Here is a 19,533-nt window from a genome sequence, read left to right as displayed (position 1 = left end):
GGAAGAGAGAGGAAACGCTTACCTAAGGCGGGATGGTTAAGGGATACTCACCGACCCGCCCCCCAATTACCCTTAACATATACTCTTGAGTGTGGCGAAAAAGAGCCATCGAATCTTGGTTGATCATTGTGGTTAACCTAAAGCAAAGGCCCCGCCGATCGGCGAGGCCTTTGATCTCAAAATGGAATTTGACCGTGATCGGCGGCCTGATCAGCGGGTGAAGACCCGCCGGGCAGGGCGGCCGACCGGCGCCGGCGGCGTCGGCGCGCCGCCGCCGCCAAACAGCCGCTCGAAGAAGTTCGGGCCGGAGGAGAAGCTGTTGTCGCTGAGGCTGACCGAGTTCGGCAGCGGCCCCTTCGGACGCGCGTAGCTCGGCTGGGCATGGGCGACGACGTTCTCGAGATCCTTGCCGCGGCTGTTCTTCAGGATCGCGATCATGGTGGCGTCGCGGCCATAGATGTCCTTGCGGAATTGCAGCTTGCCGGCATCGTCGACGAAGGCGGTCTGGTAGGTGATGTTGACCGGGATCGGCGTCGGGAATTTCAGGTCGATCTCGCTCCGGCCGTACATGCTGCGGATGCGCTCGGGCGTGTAGCGCTCGCCGGGCATGGTGATGTTGAGCAGGACCGACGCGTACTGATCCGGATACTGCACGCGCATGCAGCCATGGCTGAAGGCGCGCTCGTCACGGGCGAACAGGTTCTTGTCCGGCGTGTCGTGCTGATAGACCAGGAACTTGTTCGGGAAGTTGAAGCGGATGCGGCCGAGCGCGTTGGCCTCGCCCGGCGGCTGCGAGATGTGGATCGAGCCGTCGCGCGCGCGCTCCAGCCGGAGCCCCATGCGGTCGAGCACCGTCGGATCCTGCTGCAGGGCCGGCAGATACTCGTTGTAGATGATCGACGGCGGCACGTTCCAGGTCGGATTGACCGTGATGAACTTCATCGTCTCGCTGAGCAGCGGCGTCGCATGCTGCCCGGGCTTGCCGGTCACCACGCGGGTGCTCCACACCTGCGCGCCGTGCTGCATCACCTTCAGCGTGTAGTCGGGGATGTTGAGGATCACATAGGCGTCGCCGATGCCGGGGGCGCCGAGGTCGCGCGGCAGCCAGCGCCAGCGCTCCATGTTGACGAGGACCGTATCGATCTGCTTATCGCGCTTGGGCGTGTTCAGCGCCTTCACGGTGCGGTCGTCGAGCACCCCGGTCGGCTTGAGGTCGGCGCTCTCCTGGAACTTGCGGACGGCTGCGGCGACCTTGGCGTCGTAGCGGATGTCGTCGGCATTCTCGGTGAGACCGAGTTTGGCGCGCAGCTTGGGCACGCGCGGGTCGGACATCTGCGCCTCGGCCTCCGGCGCATTCTTGCCGCGGGCAGGCGTGTATTTCAGCGGCTGGCCTTCGTCGATGATCACAGGCGCGCCGTCGGTGACGCCGCGCAGCTCGGCGAGCTTGGCCTTCAAGAGCTTGTAGAGCTTGTGCGGCGGGTTGTAGCTCTCCAGCGCCGCCGAGGCGTCCTTGGCGCCGGTGACGTTGGCCAGCACCTCGTTGGGGTCGACCGGATGCTCGGGATACTGGATGTCCGCCGAGACCTGCGACCAGTGCATGCGGCCGCTCTGCGCCTGGCGCGCGTAGTCCATCATGCTCTCGGTGAGTCTGAGATCGGCCTCCGCCAGTGCGTCCGGTGCGGAGGCTGCGGCAGCGAAGTCCGGCACCGGATAGTCGCCGGGATTGAGGCCATCGGCTGCTGCATCCTTGAGACGGGCGATGACGCCCTTTGCCGAGGCGGTCAGGTTGCCGCCCTGGGTCCAGACGGGCGCATAGTCGCGGCCGGTGTAGAACTTCTCGACGGCGGCGCGCTCGGCCTTGCGGTCGAAATACTTCGTCGCCTTGGTCGCCATCAGGTCGCGCAGACGGTCGGCAACGGGCTGGTCGGCGGCGGGAACGGTGCTGGCGGCCTTGACCGGCTCCGGGGCTGTCGCGGTGGCAGGAGCCGCTGCGGGCGGCGTGGCGACGGTCTTGGTGGGATCGGCCGCAGGCGCCGCCGCAGAGTCGACCGGCTTGACCGTGGTCTCGGGCGCCTTGACCTGCTCGGGCGACACGGTTGCGGTGGTGTCGGATTTGGTTGTGTCGAGTTTGAAGTCACTGGCGGTCGGCGGCGGCACGTTGGCCGGCTCGGGGAACGGGATCGCCGCATCGATGGCCAGCTCGGCCGCGCTGTTGCGGGGCGGATCGCTCTGGGCGAAAGCAGAGGTCGAGGACACCGCGAGGAAGGTCGCCGCGACAGCCATGAGCACGCGGTCATATCCGCCACGGGTGGTCACACAATCTCGCATCGTCAATCCCTCGGATGATCTGTCCCGGCTGGAACAGGTGTAACAAGGTCGATCCGCCAGCTTCGGCGTAGGTACCGCCGGTGAGGATGGCTCACGTCTGCACGCAATGATTCACGCCCAAACGATACTCAAGCCCCACTTCTGCGGCCAGCGCCACACGGGACAACTCACGACAAACTGACTCTTGGGAAACCCCGGCCAAACCGATCGTGCGTTTGTGCCACGCGTTATTTCCTTTGTCTGTCACCGCAAGGCAACGGTTCAGATGTTCCATTGTTGCCAAGACTTGCGGCCTTTTTCGGACGACAGCCGAGCGCGACCATGGTGAGCATCCGCGCGGCTCAGCCGAGCGGCGGGCTTTCCGTTGCGGGCGTCTCGCCATTGGCTTCGTCGAGCTTGCGGTAGAGCGTCGAGCGTCCGATTTTGAGGCGGCGCGCCACCTCCGACATCTGGCCGCGGTAATGGGCGATGGCGAAGCGGATGATCTCATGCTCCATCTCCTCGAGCGGCCGCACCTCGCCGCTCGCGGTGAGCAGCGGCAGGAACCCATGCGAGGGCAGAGGGGCAATGGGTACTTCACTACCCGGCACCATCGCAGGCAGGGAAGGAACCGGCCGCTCAACGGTGAGGGCCGGCGCAGGCTCCACCGGCGGCGCGTGGGTGGGAATCAGCGGAAAATCGGCCACGCCGAGCTGGTCGCTCTCGCCCATGACGACGGCGCGGTAGACCGCGTTTTCCAACTGGCGGATGTTACCGGGCCAGTCGAGCTTGGTCAGATAGGCGACGGCCTCTCCGGTGATGCCCGAAATGGCGCGGTTCTCCTCGGCCGCAAACCGCGCGAGGAAATGCCGCAACAGATGCGGAATGTCCTCGCGGCGCGTGCGCAGCGGCGGAATGGTCAGCGGCAGCACATGCAGCCGGTAGAACAGATCCTCGCGGAAGTGGCCTTCCTTGACGCGGTCGAGCAGGCGGCGATTGGTCGCCGAGATGATGCGGACGTCGACCTTGACCGGCTTGCGGCCGCCGACGGCCTCCACGGCGCCCTCCTGCAGCGCGCGCAGCAGCTTGACCTGGGCGGTGAGCGGCAGCTCCGAGACCTCGTCGAGGAACAGCGTGCCGCCATGGGCTTCGACGAACTTGCCCATGTGACGCTCGGTCGCGCCGGTGAATGCGCCCTTCTCGTGACCGAACAGGATCGATTCCACCAGATTGTCCGGAATCGCGCCGCAATTGACGGCGACGAACGGCTTCGTCTTGCGCTCGCTGGTGCCGTGGATGGCGCGGGCGAACAGCTCCTTGCCGACGCCCGATTCGCCTTCGATCAGCACGGGAATCGACGAGGCCGCGGCCTTCTCCGCGATGCGCAGGATCGGCGCCATCGCCTCGGCGCGGGTGATGATGTCGGCGAAGGTCAGGCGGCCTTCGCGGCTGTGCCGGATGCGCTGCAATTCGCCCTTCAGGGCCGAGGTATTGAGCGCATTGCGCAAGGAGACCTGGAGCCGCTCGATGCCGACCGGCTTGACGACGAAATCCTGCGCGCCAGCGCGCATCGCGGAGACCACGTTGTCGATGCCGCCATGCGCGGTCTGCACGATGACAGGTATCGAAATCCCGATCTCGCGCATCTTCGAGAGCACGCCCATGCCGTCGAGGCCGGGCATCACGAGGTCGAGCACGATGGCGTCGATGGGGCCGGCGTCAGGATTGGTCAGCTTCTCGATGACGGCGTCGCCGGTCTCGACGACGACCGCCTCGTAGCCGCATTTCTGCACCATGTTCTCCACCAGCCGGCGCTGGACCGGATCATCATCGGCAATCAAAATGCTGGCAGCCATGGCTTTCCTTGCACGCTACGACTATCTGTCTCGAATCGGGGCACTCTCGCCGACGCCGATTAACGCAACCTTAAACCTCGCTGATCGGGATAAACGTTCGAACAACAGGTTACCCATCCGATGACCTCGCGCGCCTCTTCTGCCCTTCGCAAGCCGACCAAAGCTGCTCCTCCGCCCAAAGCCGCGTCAAAGACTGCCAAGGCCAAACCGGCCAAGACGTCCGTCGTCAAGACGCCGTCGAAGCCGGCGGCCGCCAAGGCCAAGCGTGGCGCGACGGCCAAATCATCTGCAAAGCCGGCGAAGAAGGTGGTCGCGGCCAAGACCGGAATCGGAACGCTGCCCGAATGGAATCTCGGCGATCTCTATATGGGCATCGACGCGCCTGAGATCGCTCACGATCTCGCGAAGATGGATGCCGAATGCGTCGCGTTTGAGACCGACTACAAGGGCAAGCTCGCCGAGCACGTGGCGCGCGAGGATGGCGGCGAATGGCTCGCAGAAGCCGTGCGGCGCTACGAGGCGATTGACGATCTTGCCGGACGGCTCGGCTCGTTCGCCGGTCTCGCGCATGCCGGCGACAGCGTCGATCCGGCGATCTCCAAATTCTACGGCGACATCTCGGAGCGGCTGACGGCCGCGTCGACGCATCTGCTGTTCTTTCCGCTCGAGCTCAACCGCATCGACGACGCCGTGATCTCGCGCGCGATGGAGACGCCCGCGCTCGGTCACTACCGGCCGTGGATCGAGGACCTGCGCAAGGACAAGCCGTATCAGCTCGAGGATCGCGTCGAGCAGCTATTCCACGAGAAGTCGCAGACCGGCTATTCGGCCTGGAACCGGCTGTTCGACCAGACCATCGCCGGTCTGCGGTTTCAGGTCGGGGCCAAGGAGCTCGCGATCGAGCCGACCTTGAACTTCCTGCAGGACCGTGACGGCGCCAAGCGCAAGGCCGCCGCCGAGGCGCTGGCCAAGACCTTCAAGGCCAATGAGCGAACCTTCGCGCTGATCACCAACACGCTCGCCAAGGACAAGGACATCTCCGACCGCTGGCGCGGTTTCCAGGATGTGGCGGATTCGCGCCATCTGAACAATCGCGTCGAGCGCGAGGTGGTCGATGCGCTCGTGGCCTCGGTGCGCGCGGCCTATCCAAAACTGTCGCATCGCTACTACCAGCTCAAGGCGCGCTGGTTCAAAAAGAAGAAGCTCGCGCATTGGGACCGCAACGCGCCGCTGCCGTTCGCCGCCAATGCCACCATCGCGTGGCCGGAGGCGAAGAGCATGGTGCTGACGGCCTATCGCGGCTTCTCGCCGGAGATGGCCGACATCGCCCAGCGCTTCTTCGATCACAGCTGGATCGATGCGCCGGTGCGCCCGGGCAAGGCGCCGGGCGCGTTCTCGCATCCGACCACGCCCTCGGCGCATCCCTATGTGCTGATGAACTACCAGGGCAAGCCGCGCGACGTGATGACGCTCGCGCATGAGCTCGGCCATGGCGTGCACCAGGTGCTGGCGGCCAAGAACGGCGCGCTGATGGCGCCGACGCCGCTGACGCTCGCCGAGACCGCGAGCGTGTTCGGCGAGATGCTGACCTTCAAGCGGCTATTGTCGGAGACCAAGGATGCCAAGCAGCGCCAGGCGCTGCTCGCCGGCAAGGTCGAGGATATGATCAACACGGTGGTGCGGCAGATCGCGTTCTATTCGTTCGAGCGCGCGGTTCATACCGAGCGCAAGAATGGCGAACTGACCGCGGAGCGGCTCGGCCAGATCTGGCTCTCGGTGCAGACCGAGAGCCTCGGCGAGGCGATCGAGATCAAGCCGGGCTACGAGAACTTCTGGATGTATATCCCGCACTTCATCCATTCGCCGTTCTACGTCTACGCCTATGCGTTCGGCGACTGCCTCGTGAACTCGCTCTATGCCGTCTATGAGCACGCCGCCGACGGCTTCGCCGAGCGCTATCTGGCGATGCTGTCCGCCGGCGGAACGAAGCACTATTCGGAGCTGCTCGCCCCATTCGGGCTGGACGCCAAGGACCCCAGGTTCTGGGACGGCGGCCTGTCGGTCATCGCCGGCATGATCGACGAGCTGGAGGCGATGGGGTAGGGCTGTTAAACATTTGTTGAACGGCAGAAAGGGGTGCGTTATACGTCTGTATAACACGCCCCTTTCTCGCTACCGGACCTCACCATGAAGATCGAGATCAAAAAGATCGGCAATTCCGATGGCCTGTTGCTGCCGCGCGAGTTGATGCAGCGGCTCGATCTCAAGCGCGGCCAGCAGTTGCATATCGTGGAACTGCCCGGGGGCGGATTCCAGGCGCTCCCCTACGATCCGGATTTCGAGCGGACGATGGAGATCGCCGACGACATTATGGATGAGTACCGCGACACCCTCGCCGCGCTCGCCAAATGAGCGACCAGCAAGAGCCGCTTTGGATCACCTACGAGCAGGCGATCGCGATTCACGCCCGTCAGTTGCGCCGCTTCGGCGGCGCGCCAGGACTGCGCGAAGAAGGAATGCTGCGGTCGGCGTTGGAGCGTCCAGTCAACAAATGGAGCTATGAGCAGGCGACGCTGCCGGAGCTTGCCGCGGCCTACGCATTCGGGCTCGCCAAGAACCACGCCTTCGTCGACGGCAACAAGCGCATCGCGTTCATGGCGATGATGACGTTTCTGCGCAGAAACGAAATCGCGTTCGCGCCCGACCCTGCGCAGGCAACTGCCATGATCCTCGCCCTCGCCGCCGGCGAGGTCAGCGAGGCCAGCCTGACGCGCTGGATCCGTGACAATTGGCCTGGCCAATAGCCCGATCGGAAAAGCCGATAAAATCGCCTTGCATGCCAGCCGTTGCCCTTGCATCGGCTTTGAGGTATGCGACCTTAACAAAGCAATTTTTCTCTGGGGGACCCCGATGGCAAACCATGGCGAGATCGCCTACTCGACGGCTGACGGCAACGACTACGTGGCACATGAGGCCACCTATGAGGGCTTCATCAAGCTGGTGAAGTACGGCACGATCAGCGTCGCTCTCATCGTCATCTTGATGGCTATTTTCCTCGCTTAATGTCGCTATGGGCCCGCCGGCATCTCCGCCGGCGGGCCTTCAGCTGACTGGCCGGGCCGATCCGCCGTCATGCTGAAGCCATGGACGTCCCGCCCTTTTAAGCTCGCGCGCGCATTCGCGCCGGAGGCCTCATGAAGATTGCCGTCGCCAAGGAAATCGACCCGTTGGAGCCGCGGGTCGCCGCCTCTCCCGACACGGTGAAGAAGTTCAAGGCGTTGGGTGCCGAGATCGCGGTCGAGCCCGGCGCCGGCATCAAGTCCGGCCTGCCGGATTCGGAATTCACGGCGGCAGGCGCAACCGTCAGCGCCGACGCGCTGAAGGACGCCGACATCATCATCAAGGTGAAGCGGCCGGAAGCCTCCGAACTCGCCAACTATCGGCGCGGCGCCTTGGTGTTCGCGATCATGGATCCCTACGGCAACGATGCCGCGCTCAAGGCGATGGCCGATGCCGGCATTGCCTCGTTCGCGATGGAACTGATGCCGCGCATCACCCGCGCCCAGGTGATGGACGTGCTGTCGAGCCAGGCGAACCTCGCCGGCTACCGCGCCGTGATCGAGGGCGCCGAGGCGTTCGGTCGCGCCTTCCCGATGATGATGACCGCGGCCGGCACCGTGCCGGCGACCAAGGTCTTCGTGATGGGCGTCGGCGTCGCCGGCCTGCAGGCCATCGCAACCGCGCGCCGGCTCGGCGCCATGGTCTCCGCCACCGACGTGCGCCCCGCCACCAAGGAGCAGGTGGAGAGCCTCGGCGCCAAATTCCTGGCGGTCGAGGACGAGGAGTTCAAGAACGCGCAGACGGCCGGTGGCTATGCCAAGGAGATGTCCAAGGAGTACCAGGCCAAGCAGGCGGCGCTGACGGCGGAACACATCAAGAAGCAGGACGTCATCATCACCACTGCGCTGATTCCCGGCCGTCCGGCGCCGCGCCTCGTCACCATGGAGATGGTGAAGTCGATGCGCCCTGGCTCGGTCCTGGTCGACCTTGCGGTCGAGCGTGGCGGCAATGTCGAGGGCGTCAAGCTCGGCGAGACCGTCGAGATCGACGGCGTCAAGATCATCGGCTACCCCAATCTCGCCGGCCGGGTCGCAGCGTCCGCCTCCGGCCTCTACGCCCGCAACCTGTTCTCCTTCATCGAGACGATGATCGACAAAAAGGAAAAGACACTGGCGGTGAACTGGGACGACGAGCTGGTCAAGGCCACGGCTTTGACAAAGGATGGCGCCATCGTCCACCCGAACTTCCAGCCGAAGGCCTAAGGAGCAGAGCCATGGAACATGTCGTCCAAGCCGTCGACCCCTTCGTCTTCCGGCTGTCGATCTTCGTGCTGGCGGTGTTCGTCGGCTACTTCGTGGTGTGGTCGGTGACGCCGGCCCTGCACACGCCGCTGATGTCGGTGACCAATGCGATCTCCTCGGTGATCGTTGTCGGCGCGCTGCTGGCGGTCGGCGTTCCCATGCTGTCGAGCGGCAGTGGTCTGGCGCGAGCGTTCGGCTTCATCGCGCTGATCTTCGCCTGCGTGAACATCTTCGGCGGCTTCCTCGTCACCCAGCGCATGCTGGCGATGTACAAGAAGAAGTCCAAGTAACAACGCCGCACGACGCGGGATGACAGGCACAACGGGGCATCTGCAATGAACGCCAATCTGTCGGCACTCCTTTATCTCGTGGCAGGTGTGCTGTTCATCCTGTCTCTTCGCGGGCTGTCGAGCCCGGCCTCCAGCCGGCAAGGCAACTTCTTCGGCATGGCCGGCATGGCGATTGCGGTCGCCACCACGCTGGCTGGGCATCCACCGGCGGATGCGATCGCCTGGATCCTCGTGATCCTCGGCGTTGCGATCGGCGGCGGCATCGGCGCAGTCATTGCGCGCCGGGTGCCGATGACGTCGATGCCCGAGCTCGTCGCCGCCTTCCATTCGCTGGTCGGCATGGCCGCGGTGCTGGTCGCCGCCGGCGCGTTCTTCGCGCCGGAAGCGTTCGACATCGGAACGCCCGGCAACATCCATCCGCAGAGCCTGGTCGAGATGTCGCTCGGCGTCGCCATCGGCGCGCTGACCTTCACCGGCTCGGTCATCGCCTTCCTCAAGCTGTCCGCGCGGATGAGCGGCGCGCCGATCATCCTGCCGGCGCGTCACATCATCAACATCGCGCTCGCCGTGGCGCTGGTCTTCTTCGTGGTCCGCCTGGTGATGACGGGCGGCGGCTTCGACTTCCTGATGGTGACGCTGCTGGCGCTGGCGCTCGGCGTGCTCATGATCATCCCGATCGGTGGCGCCGACATGCCGGTCGTGATCTCGATGCTGAACTCCTACTCCGGCTGGGCGGCCGCGGGCATCGGCTTCACGCTCGGTAATTCGGCGCTGATCATCACCGGCGCATTGGTCGGCTCGTCCGGTGCGATCCTGTCCTACATCATGTGCCATGCGATGAACCGGTCCTTCATCTCGGTCATCCTCGGCGGATTCGGCGGTGAGACCGCAGCGGCGGGCGGTGGCACCGGCGAGCAGAAGCCGGCCAAGCTCGGCTCGGCCGACGATGCCGCCTTCATCATGAAGAACGCCTCGAAGGTGATCATCGTGCCCGGCTACGGCATGGCGGTCGCCCAGGCGCAGCACGCGCTGCGCGAGATGGCCGACACGCTGAAGAAGGAAGGCGTCGAGGTGAAATACGCGATTCATCCGGTCGCTGGCCGCATGCCCGGCCACATGAACGTGCTGCTCGCCGAAGCCAACGTTCCCTATGACGAGGTGTTCGAGCTCGAGGACATCAACTCGGAATTCGCCCAGGCCGACGTCGCCTTCGTGATCGGCGCCAACGACGTCACCAATCCGGCAGCCGAGGAGGACAAGTCCTCGCCGATCTACGGCATGCCGGTGCTGCAGGTGTGGAAGGCCGGCACCGTGATGTTCATCAAGCGCTCGCTGGCGTCGGGCTATGCCGGCATCGACAATCCGCTGTTCTACCGCGACAACACGATGATGCTGCTCGGCGACGCCAAGAAGATGACCGAGAACATCGTCAAGGGCATGTAGCCGGCGGCATCGGGAGCCATGACGTTTCTGAAATGGCTCCTGATCGTCGTGGCGGCGGTCTACGGCATCGTGCTTGCGGCCCTATTCGTCCGCCAGCGTGCGGTGCTGTTCCCCATTCCGCCGGTGGGCCGCACGGCACCGGCTGCAGCCGGGTTTCCTCAGGCTGAGGAGCATGTGCTGACCTCGGTCGATGGCGAGCGGGTCATCGTCTGGCATGTGCCGGCGAAGCCTGGCCACAAGGTCGTTCTGTACTTCCCGGGCAATGGCGATTTTCTCGCGGGCGTGGTGTCGCGCTTCAAGGCGCTCACGGCCGACGGCACCGGTCTCGTTGCGCTGTCCTATCGCGGCTATGCGGGGTCCAGCGGCAGTCCCAGTGAGCACGGGCTGCTGCAAGATGCCGCAGTCGCCTATGCGTTCACGACACAGCGCTACGAGTCGGGACGGATCGTCGCCTGGGGCTTTTCCCTCGGCAGCGGCGTGGCCACCGCGATCGCCGCGGAGCATCCGGTCGCCAAGCTGATCCTCGAAGCGCCCTATACATCCACGGTCGATGTCGCGTCGGAGATGCTGAAGGTGGTTCCGGTCAGTCTGCTGATGCTCGACAGCTTCCATTCCGATCGGCGCATCGCCGATGTGCGTGTGCCGCTCCTGATCATGCATGGCGAAAGGGATCCGGCGATTTCGATCCGCTTCGGGGAACGATTGTTCGCACTTGCGCATGACCCCAAGCGCTTCGTACGGTTTCCCAACGGCGGACATAATGACCTGGATCTTTTCGGTGCGACTGAGACGGCCAAGAGCTTCATCGACGGCTTGTAACGTTCATCGATCGCGGTGGCCGGCTCTCCTCGGGATCGTCCTGCTCTTTGGGAGCCTGCCGGTGCAGGCGCATGCCGCCGGGCTGAACGGCGCGGCGATGACCTGGCCGTTCGCACTGCCATTCGCGGGACTGCTGTTGTCGATCGCGCTCGGGCCGTTGCTGTTTGCCAGGTTCTGGCATCATCACTACGGAAAGATCGCCGCGGCATGGGCCTTGGTGGCGTTGGCGGCGTTGACCTGGAATGCAGGGCTTGGCACGGCGCTCGCTGCCTTCGTCCACGCGCTGCTCGCCGAATATCTCAGCTTCATCGTGCTGCTGTTCGCCCTCTATACGGTCGCCGGCGGCATCCTGGTGACCGGCGACATCAAGGGCACGCCCGCGACCAACACCGCCATCCTGGCGCTCGGCACGATCATCGCGAGCGTCGTCGGCACGACGGGCGCCGCGATGATCCTGGTGCGTCCCCTGATCCGCGCCAATCTGAGCCGGCCGCATAATGTGCACGTGCTGATCTTCTTCATCATTCTGGCCGCCAATGTCGGTGGTGCACTGAGCCCGCTCGGCGATCCGCCACTGTTCGTCGGCTTTCTGCGTGGCGTCGACTTCTTCTGGACGACGCAACACCTCTGGCTGCAGACCGCGATCGTCGCCGGCCTGTTGCTCGTGATCTTTGCCGCGATCGACGCATGGCGCTTCCGTGCCGAGAAGCCTTCGAGCACGGATGGCACGAGCGAGCCGGTTCGTGTTCGCGGGCTCGTCAACGTCGTCCTGATCGCGGCCATCGTCGTCAACACGCTGGTATCGGCGACCTGGAAGCCGGGCATCTCCTTCGACGTCTTCGGCACGCATGTCGAGCTTCAGAATCTCGTGCGCGATGCCGTCCTCGTGGCGATCGCCGGCCTGTCGCTCTGGCTTACGCCGGACGAGCACCGCGAGGCGAACGGGTTCAACTGGGAGCCGATCCGAGAGGTCGCCAAGCTGTTCGCGGCGATCTTCACCGCGATCGTTCCGGTCATCGCCATGCTGAATGCGGGTCGCAGTGGCTCTTTCGGCTGGCTGTTGGATGCCGTGACGACACCCGCCGGCGCGCCGCGGGAGGTCGCCTATTTCTGGTCCACCGGGCTGATGTCGGCCTTCCTCGACAATGCCCCGACCTATCTCTTGTTCTTCGAATTGGCGGGCGGCGATCCCAAGGTGCTGATGGGCGAGCTCTCGGGAACGCTGGCGGCGATCTCGATGGGCGCAGTCTACATGGGCGCACTGACCTATATCGGAAATGCGCCGAACTTCATGGTCGCAGCGATCGCCAATGAGCGGGGCATCCAGATGCCGAGCTTCTTCGGCTACATGCTGCGGGCAGGTGCCGTCCTCATTCCGCTGTTCGTGCTGCTGACCGTGCTTCCGATTCATCCGCTGCTCAGTCCGCATTGACCTGATCGACGGCACCTTCAGAGACCGTCCTGGTTGAGACCCTGTCACGGCCGGACCGCGTGACGATCGCCTCGCTGTCGCGCATAGTCGGACAGAACGGATCGAAGGACGCGAATCATGAGCGTGAAGGGCGCAACGCCCGCATCATCGGTGATCTTTCCCGGCTTGGCGGTCGCGCTGGTCGCGATCGTCACGGCGACGCATTATGACTTCACGCCTTCGGCCGCTGGCGTGGTCTTCGCCGCGGTGCTGCTGGTGGTCCTGTTCGGCACGGTGTTCGCGGCCGTGCACCATGCCGAGGTGATCGCGCATGAGATCGGCGAGCCGTTCGGCACGCTGCTCCTGACCCTGGCGGTGACGGTGATCGAGGTGGCGCTGATCGCCACCATCATGCTCGGCGACAAGGCTGCGCCGGCGCTCGCCCGCGACACCGTGTTTGCGGTGGTCATGATCGTGTGCAACGGCCTGGCCGGCATCTGCATCTTCATCGGCGGCCTGCGCTATCGCGAGCAGGACGTGCTGGTCTCCGGTGCCAATCTGTATCTCAGCGTACTGTTCACGATGGCAACCATCACACTGGTGCTGCCGAATTATACCTTGACGTCGCCAGGTCCGGTGTATTCTGCCGTGCAGATCGCCTTCGTCAGCGTCGTGACGATCCTGCTCTACGCGGTGTTCCTGTATACGCAGACCACCCGCCATCGGGATTATTTCGTCGGCAACTCGGTGGGGTTCGCCGATGACGATGTCAGGCTGCCGCGCGCGAAGCTGTTGCTCAGTGTCGGGCTGCTGCTGGTCGCGCTGCTCGCTGTGGTCCTGCTTGCCAAGAAGTTCTCGCTGGTGGTCGACGCCGGCGTTGCCGCAACGGGTGCGCCGCAGGCGGTCGCAGGCGTGCTCGTGGCGCTGTTGATCCTGCTGCCGGAGAGTGTCGCCGCCCTCTCGGCCGCCCGCGCCAACGACCTGCAGAAGAGCATCAATCTCGCGCTTGGCTCCTCGCTCGCCACCATAGGGCTGACCATCCCGGCAGTGGCGGTCGCCGCCCATGTGCTCGACAAGCAGCTCGTCCTCGGGCTGGACCCGCAGGGAATAGTGCTGCTGGTCCTGACCTTCGTCCTGAGCATGCTGACCTTCGGCACCGGACGGACGAACATCCTGTTCGGGCTGGTGCACATGGTGGTGTTCGCGATATTCCTGTTTCTGCTCTTCGTCCCCTGATTCAAGAGATCCAGCATGCTCAGCGCCCAGTCCGACGTCCAGGTCGATACGCCCGAAGTCCGCGTCACGGAGTGGCGGCTATTGCCCGGCAGTGCCACGGGGCGCCATGTTCATGAGATGGATTACGTGATCGTGCCGGTCACCGCGGGCGAGATGACGATCGTGGCGCCGTCCGGCGAGCGCTCGAAGGCGCAGCTCGCGGTCGGCAAATCCTATTTCCGAAAGGCCGGGGTCGAACACGATGTGCTGAACGAGACCGGTTCCGAGATCGTTTTCCTCGAAGTTGAATTGAAGCCGTAACCAATTGTTTACCGGGATGCCGCTGATTGTGGTATCTTGAGCCGGCGATCCGGAAGCTGTGGCAACACCCTCGGATTGCTGCACGGCTCCGGTTCGAAGGGTTTCAGGAAACGACTTTTCGGCGGTCGCGGCTGCACGGAGTGCAGTCCGCGAGCTCCGGAAGGTGTGGGATGGTCCCTTAATTGTGCCTCAAAGTTCCCGCAAATACCGCGCGGGAGTGGTCAGCATGCTGAAATATCTCACAAAGTTCGCCATGGAGATCATCCCGTCGGTGGTTGCCACCATCATCGGGGCCTACATCGTCAATCACTACATCAACACCAAGCCCGACTCGCCGCCATCGACCATGGCGGCGGTGGCCTCGGCTGCTTATGCCAAGCTCACAGGCTCAAAGAGCGACGCTCCGAAATCCACGGGCAAGGGGACCGACCCTGCCAAGCTGGACGCGAAGGCCGATCCCAAGTCTGACGCCAAGCCGGCGGAAACGTCGAACGAGGTCTCCAGCATTCCCGCTCCCGGCATCAAGGCCAAGGGCGTGTCGGAGAAGTCGCTGGCCGACAAGGCCGCCGAGAAGGCCGTCGAAGTGAAGCCGACCGAAACGGCGAGCCTCCCGGCCGATCCGCAGGCCTCGCGCCATCCTGCATCGTCGAAGGAAAAGCTGATCGTGCGTGGCACTTCGGCCGAGGCCCCAGCGACCCAGCAGGAAGATCGCCGGGATGCTGCCGATCTTGCCCGCGCGGCGATCGAGCGGTTGCGCGCGAGCGAAGGTGCCGGCAAGGCGGCTGCCGAGAAGCCGTCGACCGATGCAGCCCGCGGGGCTGGCGAGGCGCCGCGCGTCGCAACCGCGTTACCTCAGGTGTCGCCGGTTCGTCCGCTGCCGCCTCCGGTGACGGTCTCCGCGCCTCCGGCCGAGCAGGGTTTCATCATGCCGTCGGCCTCGAGCCCGACCTACACGGGATCATTGCAGCCGGACGGGCGCCCGACGCCGCCCGCGGAGATCCCCGTCCAGCAGTTGCGTCCGCTCGACCTGCGTGCCGACAAGTCCGATCCTTCGATCAAGGACCAGATGTCCAACGTGGCGCAGGACATGATGTCGGCGGCGAAATCGGTGTTCCACTCGGTGCTGCCGAAATAATTGATCGGCATTGCTCTCGAACGAGATCGAGCGGCGGGCCTGCTGGTCCGCCGCTTTTTCTTTGGGGCGTGCCGTGCTCTGCATCGTAGCGACGGGCGGGCACACCGCGGCCGGCTCCGGACGCCGGATGGCAGGGAGGCGCGAAATCAAAATGAGGTGCCCAAAACAAAAACGCGAGCCAGAGGCCCGCGCTTCAGACGACGTCAGATCTAGCGGGCCAGATCAGCGCGGCGCGCCGGGACGGGCACCTGCGCCCGGACCACGACCAGCACCACGGTCACCGCCGGGGCCAGCGCCAAACACCGGCTTCGGCTTCATCGGCAGCAGGCCTTCACGCTGCAGCTTCTTGCGGGCCAGCTTGCGCGCACGGCGCACGGCTTCGGCCTTCTCGCGGGCTTTCTTCTCGGACGGCTTCTCGTAATGGCCGCGAAGCTTCATCTCGCGGAAAATGCCCTCACGCTGCATCTTCTTCTTGAGCGCCTTGAGGGCTTGATCGACATTGTTATCGCGAACGAGAACCTGCACGCGGCATCCTCTTTCTCAGTCTATCGGTTTGAAATCTGGTGAAGTCAGGGCTGGCAAATGGCCGCGCCCTTAACCTTGAGGGCGCCCGTGTATCAGAGGACACCGTCGCTGTCCACCCGCTGACGTGCTCTTGACCGCAAGTTTAACCCGCCCGAGCGGTTTATTTCAGCCCTGCCTCGGCGGCAGGGGCGAGACCTGGGTCACATGCCCCATCTTGCGACCCGGGCGGGCGGCGCCCTTGCCGTAAAGGTGCACGGTGGCGCCGGGAACCGTGAGCCACTGCTCGTAGGTGTCGATCTCGTCCCCGATCAGGTTCGTCATCGTGACGTGGCCGTGGCGCAGCGGCTTGCCGAGCGGCCAGCCTGCGATCGCGCGGATGTGCTGTTCGAACTGGGAAATCGAGGCACCGTCAAGGGTCCAGTGGCCGGAATTGTGCACCCGGGGGGCAATTTCATTGACCAGGACGCCGGGCGCAGGTCCATCGGATACCACGAACATCTCCACGGCGAGCACCCCGACGTAATCGAGGGCGGTGGCGATCCGGCTGGCAATGTCCCGGGCCTCGTCGGCGAGCGGATCGGGGATGCGGGCTGGCGCCCGCGACACCTTCAGGATGTGATCGCGATGCTCGTTCTCGGTGACGTCGAAGCACTCGACCTGGCCATCGGCCGCGCGGGCCGCTACGACCGAGATCTCGCGCTCGAACGGAACGAACGCCTCGAGGATCGCCGATTTGGTGCCGAGCTCGGCCCAGATCCGATCGAGATCGTCACCCTGGCGGATCTTGATCTGGCCCTTGCCGTCATAGCCGAACCGCCGTGTCTTCAGCACGGCCGGCAGGCCGATCCGAAAGGCTGCTTCGCGCAACGTGGCGAGTGAGGACACGTCGGCATAGTTCGCCGTGCGGATACCGAGCGAGGTGACGAAATCCTTCTCGATCAGCCGATCCTGCGTCGTCTCCAGCGCAGAGCGGCTCGGCAGCACCGGGCGCCTTGCCGCCAGCACCATCGCGGCCGCCGACGGGACGTTCTCGAACTCGTAGGTGACGACGTCGACGTCATTGGCGAACAGCTCGAGCGCCTCGACGTCGGCATATTCGGCGCAGGTGGCGTTCAGCACGACGTCGAAGGCGGGCGAGTCCGGGTCTGGCGAGAACACCTGGCAGCGCAGCCCGAGCCGCGCCGCAGCCAGCGCCAGCATGCGGCCGAGCTGGCCGCCGCCGAGAATACCGATGGTGTCGCCGGGCTTGAGCTTCACCCGATTGGAGCCGGTCACGCCGTGCCCTCCGGACGTTCGGCGATCGCATTGGTCTGCGCCTGCCGCCAGGCCGACAGGCGGCCGGCGAGCGCGGAATCCGAGAGAGCGAGCACGCTGGCCGCCAGCAGCGCTGCGTTAATGGCGCCGGATTTGCCGATGGCGAGCGTTCCGACCGGAATTCCGGCCGGCATCTGGACGATGGAATACAGCGAATCGACCCCCGACAGCGCCTTCGACTCGACGGGGACGCCGAACACGGGCAGTTCCGTGAGCGAGGCCGTCATGCCCGGCAGATGGGCGGCGCCGCCGGCACCGGCGATCACGACCTTGTAGCCCGCCGCCTTGGCACCCTTGGCGAAAGCATACAGCCGGTCCGGGGTGCGGTGCGCCGAGACGATCCGGGCGTCGTAGCTCACGCCCAGGGCTTCGAGCGTCTCGGCGGCATGGCGCATGGTATCCCAGTCCGACTGGCTTCCCATGATGATGGCGATCGGGGCGGTCATGACCTCAATTCTTCTCGGGAATCCATCAGCATGGGCCGGAGTATAGGATCGGTCCTGACAGCGGCAAGCCATGGCATGAAGGTCCGAATGGACTATCCTGTCTTGGTCAAGCCCGGCAAGCCCAAACGGTGGCGCGGCAGGTGTCCGATGAAAAAGAAGCGCATGGCGGCCGCGTGGCGAGCCGGGAAGCGAAGAACCCGGTACCGTCATCGGCCTTCGCGGCGCGCGCGGGCTCCTGAACCCGGTTCCGTACCGGCAGGCGCGCGGCAGACGATCCGACGCCTTAATGCCGAGTTGGCGACAGCACAGGCCCGGATCGCCGAGCTGACGGCCTCCGCTGAGCGCGACTTCCTGCTCGACATCTTCAATCGTCGCGGCTTCGCCCGCGAGCTCCATCGTTCGATCGCCTTCATCAAGCGCTATGACGCGACCGGTGCCCTGGTCGTGCTCGACGTCGATCGGCTGAAACCGATCAATGATACGTTCGGCCATGCCGCCGGTGACGAGGTCCTGAAGGCGGTTGCGCGTGTCCTCAGCGAGCATGTCCGATCTTCCGACGTGATCGGCCGGCTCGGCGGCGACGAGTTCGGCGTGCTGCTCTGGCATCTCAGCGCGGCGGAGGCACATGCCAAGGCGGCGGAACTGGAGCAGGCCATCGACAGCCTGACCTTCACCTTCGGCGATCAGACCGTGCGTGCCGGCGCGTCGGCCGGGATTGCTCTGCTCGACAAGCGCGTCAACCCGGTGCGTGCGCTGGAGGAAGCCGACCGCGCGATGTACATGCGCAAGGCCCAACGAAGGTACGAGAGCCCAGCGCACGCAACGGCCCGGTCGGGCGACCAGCGGTGACGCTCCCGGGCCATCCGCGCCGATGACAGAGCTTGTGGTGCACGGCGCTCACAACTCGCCGAGATCGTCGGGCAACTCGCCGAACTTGTGCAGCAGCCGGGCGTCGCTGAATTCCCCCATCAAGGGATCGCCGCTGCGGCTGAAGGCAATGGCGCCGATGTTGTCCGGCAGGCGCGACATCGCTTCGGCACGACGCAGCGCTGCGGACGAACTCTGGCATTCCTCGGCCGCGCCTGCGACCAGCATCCCTGCCTCGTCCCGTCTGAACGGCATGGCGACGTAATAGGTGATATCAGGCATTGCACGCACCTCCCGGCCTTCGTCGAAGCTGCGAGCGAGCGCGGTGGCAATCGTCCGGAGAGTCTCGACGGCCCGAGGACTCAGGTAAGACTCAGGCAGGGCTCAGGCCGCATTGCTCTCCGGACCGTCCGAAGCGGTGTTGGGCACGCAGCCGCAGGAGATCGCGGCCCGCAGCTCCTGCAGCTCCAGCTCGAGATACTCGTTCGCCATGATCAGCGCCTTGATCGTGGAGCGCAGATTGCCGTCGCACATCGCGATGGCCTGGTCACAGGCCTGTTCGTAGAGCCGATCCTGTGGGGAGAAGGAGGCGGGCATCACAACCATCCTTGTTGTCGTCAGGGGACGAGGGATGACCTGATTGTTCTCTTTTTGTTCTGTTTGTCAAGGCGCCTCGGCATATCCTGCACCGCTTGCCTGTGTGCATACGGTCAGGCGTGCTGACGCTTCGCCTCAGGCGATAATGTCGGGCGTGATCTGGTCTTCGATGAAGGCGATCCGATCGCGTAGCAGAAGCTTCCGCTTCTTCAGTCGTTGCAGCCGCAACAAATCGGGGGCGGGCGATTGATGCAAAGCGTCGATCGCCGCGTCGAGATCGCGGTGCTCCTGCTGCAGGCGCGCGAGTTCGGCCTGCAGTTCGCGCTCGTCTTGGTCAGCCATGATTTATGATAGCAAAAAAGCGGAAGGAAGTGGAAAGCCTTGCGAAGGCGGGCGCAAATATTGCGCCTGCGAAGCTGATAAGCAAGCCGCGCCCCTCAAGATCCGTGCAGCTGTCCCGTGAATTTCAGGTTGGCACCGGCGTTAGATTCGTCCGGATCTGCTCACGCTTCGTTACACACGGCGCTCAAATTTGCATGTGCGGTCTTTTGGCCCCATCGACAGGTCAAGCGACTTGTGTACACTCGTTAGCCCTGGTCGAATCTCAGGTTCACCTACCGAGGAGG

The 19,533-nt window shown here is 64.6% G+C and carries 21 protein-coding genes; 13 read left to right on the top strand and 8 right to left on the bottom strand.

The genetic code is table 11. The annotated features are described in order from the left end of the window. Positions 1–210: 210 nt before the first annotated feature. Together ACQR10_RS13790 and ACQR10_RS13785 are read right to left on the bottom strand one after the other, a co-directional pair. Complete coding sequence (locus ACQR10_RS13790; RefSeq protein WP_434863891.1) at positions 211–2,283, bottom strand: L,D-transpeptidase family protein; 2,073 nt, start codon at positions 2,281–2,283, stop codon at positions 211–213. A 386-nt stretch (positions 2,284–2,669) separates the two neighbouring features. Next, positions 2,670–4,163 carry a sigma-54-dependent transcriptional regulator gene (locus ACQR10_RS13785; RefSeq protein WP_316217935.1) on the bottom strand — a complete coding sequence of 498 codons (1,494 nt, stop codon included), beginning with the start codon at positions 4,161–4,163 and terminating at the stop codon, positions 2,670–2,672. 120 nt (positions 4,164–4,283) lie between these two features. Between ACQR10_RS13785 and ACQR10_RS13780 the strand changes: the two genes are divergently transcribed. The 12 genes from ACQR10_RS13780 (at position 4,284) to ACQR10_RS13725 (ending at position 15,158) form a co-directional block, all read left to right on the top strand. Next, on the top strand, positions 4,284–6,266 hold the full coding sequence (locus ACQR10_RS13780; protein ID WP_434911974.1) for a M3 family oligoendopeptidase: 1,983 nt from the start codon (positions 4,284–4,286) through the stop codon (positions 6,264–6,266). An 84-nt stretch (positions 6,267–6,350) separates the two neighbouring features. Continuing rightward, complete coding sequence (locus ACQR10_RS13775) at positions 6,351–6,575, top strand: AbrB/MazE/SpoVT family DNA-binding domain-containing protein (RefSeq protein WP_315802603.1); 225 nt, start codon at positions 6,351–6,353, stop codon at positions 6,573–6,575. Then, the gene (locus ACQR10_RS13770; RefSeq protein WP_315802604.1) at positions 6,572–6,967 is read left to right on the top strand and encodes a type II toxin-antitoxin system death-on-curing family toxin; all 396 of its coding nucleotides are present in this window, start codon (positions 6,572–6,574) and stop codon (positions 6,965–6,967) included. The genes ACQR10_RS13775 and ACQR10_RS13770 overlap by 4 nt, the downstream gene beginning before the upstream one ends. A gap of 106 nt (positions 6,968–7,073) precedes the next feature. Continuing rightward, positions 7,074–7,226: an aa3-type cytochrome c oxidase subunit IV gene (locus ACQR10_RS13765; protein WP_315736334.1), complete on the top strand. Its 153-nt coding sequence runs from the start codon at positions 7,074–7,076 to the stop codon at positions 7,224–7,226. A gap of 131 nt (positions 7,227–7,357) precedes the next feature. After that, positions 7,358–8,485: a Re/Si-specific NAD(P)(+) transhydrogenase subunit alpha gene (locus ACQR10_RS13760; protein ID WP_315753919.1), complete on the top strand. Its 1,128-nt coding sequence runs from the start codon at positions 7,358–7,360 to the stop codon at positions 8,483–8,485. A gap of 11 nt (positions 8,486–8,496) precedes the next feature. Next, positions 8,497–8,814: a proton-translocating transhydrogenase family protein gene (locus ACQR10_RS13755; RefSeq protein WP_284420324.1), complete on the top strand. Its 318-nt coding sequence runs from the start codon at positions 8,497–8,499 to the stop codon at positions 8,812–8,814. Between the two features lie 45 nt (positions 8,815–8,859). After that, positions 8,860–10,257 carry an NAD(P)(+) transhydrogenase (Re/Si-specific) subunit beta gene (locus ACQR10_RS13750; RefSeq protein ID WP_315736336.1) on the top strand — a complete coding sequence of 466 codons (1,398 nt, stop codon included), beginning with the start codon at positions 8,860–8,862 and terminating at the stop codon, positions 10,255–10,257. An 18-nt stretch (positions 10,258–10,275) separates the two neighbouring features. Continuing rightward, positions 10,276–11,076 carry an alpha/beta hydrolase gene (locus ACQR10_RS13745; protein WP_315802605.1) on the top strand — a complete coding sequence of 267 codons (801 nt, stop codon included), beginning with the start codon at positions 10,276–10,278 and terminating at the stop codon, positions 11,074–11,076. Between the two features lie 97 nt (positions 11,077–11,173). Next, positions 11,174–12,508 (top strand): sodium:proton antiporter, encoded by a 1,335-nt coding sequence (locus tag ACQR10_RS13740; protein WP_315802859.1) that lies wholly within the window; start codon positions 11,174–11,176, stop codon positions 12,506–12,508. A 117-nt stretch (positions 12,509–12,625) separates the two neighbouring features. After that, entirely contained in the window at positions 12,626–13,723 is a 1,098-nt protein-coding gene (locus tag ACQR10_RS13735) for a calcium:proton antiporter (RefSeq protein WP_316217933.1), read from the top strand. Positions 13,724–13,738: 15 nt separating this feature from the next. Beyond that, positions 13,739–14,023, top strand: coding sequence for a cupin domain-containing protein (locus ACQR10_RS13730; protein ID WP_315717559.1), 285 nt, complete (start codon positions 13,739–13,741; stop codon positions 14,021–14,023). 226 nt (positions 14,024–14,249) lie between these two features. Further along, positions 14,250–15,158, top strand: coding sequence for a hypothetical protein (locus tag ACQR10_RS13725; RefSeq protein WP_316217932.1), 909 nt, complete (start codon positions 14,250–14,252; stop codon positions 15,156–15,158). Between the two features lie 222 nt (positions 15,159–15,380). Here the strand turns inward: ACQR10_RS13725 and rpsU are convergent, their stop codons facing one another. From rpsU to purE, 3 genes are all read right to left on the bottom strand, one after another. Beyond that, positions 15,381–15,683 carry a 30S ribosomal protein S21 gene (rpsU, locus tag ACQR10_RS13720; RefSeq protein WP_011924350.1) on the bottom strand — a complete coding sequence of 101 codons (303 nt, stop codon included), beginning with the start codon at positions 15,681–15,683 and terminating at the stop codon, positions 15,381–15,383. Positions 15,684–15,848: 165 nt separating this feature from the next. Next, a complete protein-coding gene (locus tag ACQR10_RS13715) occupies positions 15,849–16,958 on the bottom strand; it encodes a 5-(carboxyamino)imidazole ribonucleotide synthase (protein ID WP_315802608.1) in 1,110 nt (369 codons plus the stop codon). Next, positions 16,955–17,443: a 5-(carboxyamino)imidazole ribonucleotide mutase gene (gene purE, locus ACQR10_RS13710; RefSeq protein ID WP_315802609.1), complete on the bottom strand. Its 489-nt coding sequence runs from the start codon at positions 17,441–17,443 to the stop codon at positions 16,955–16,957. The genes ACQR10_RS13715 and purE overlap by 4 nt, the downstream gene beginning before the upstream one ends. A gap of 147 nt (positions 17,444–17,590) precedes the next feature. Here purE and ACQR10_RS13705 point away from each other — a divergent pair, with 147 nt between their 5' ends. Further along, entirely contained in the window at positions 17,591–18,292 is a 702-nt protein-coding gene (locus ACQR10_RS13705; protein ID WP_316217979.1) for a GGDEF domain-containing protein, read from the top strand. Positions 18,293–18,340: 48 nt separating this feature from the next. On the opposite strand, the gene ACQR10_RS13700 is transcribed toward ACQR10_RS13705, so the two are convergent. The 3 genes from ACQR10_RS13700 to ACQR10_RS13690 all read right to left on the bottom strand — a co-directional run bounded on the left by ACQR10_RS13700 (position 18,341) and on the right by ACQR10_RS13690 (position 19,249). Then, complete coding sequence (locus tag ACQR10_RS13700) at positions 18,341–18,592, bottom strand: hypothetical protein (protein ID WP_315802610.1); 252 nt, start codon at positions 18,590–18,592, stop codon at positions 18,341–18,343. Between the two features lie 102 nt (positions 18,593–18,694). After that, the gene (locus ACQR10_RS13695; protein WP_315802611.1) at positions 18,695–18,907 is read right to left on the bottom strand and encodes a hypothetical protein; all 213 of its coding nucleotides are present in this window, start codon (positions 18,905–18,907) and stop codon (positions 18,695–18,697) included. Positions 18,908–19,042: 135 nt separating this feature from the next. Next, the gene (locus ACQR10_RS13690) at positions 19,043–19,249 is read right to left on the bottom strand and encodes a YdcH family protein (RefSeq protein ID WP_009028242.1); all 207 of its coding nucleotides are present in this window, start codon (positions 19,247–19,249) and stop codon (positions 19,043–19,045) included. Between the last annotated feature and the right edge of the window lie 284 nt (positions 19,250–19,533).

This window comes from Bradyrhizobium sp. HKCCYLRH2060 (genome assembly GCF_051168135.1).
Classification (GTDB): Bacteria; Pseudomonadota; Alphaproteobacteria; order Rhizobiales; family Xanthobacteraceae; genus Bradyrhizobium.
The sequence above is the reverse complement of the archived record's forward strand: the minus strand, read 5'-3'. Positions and strand labels throughout refer to the sequence as shown.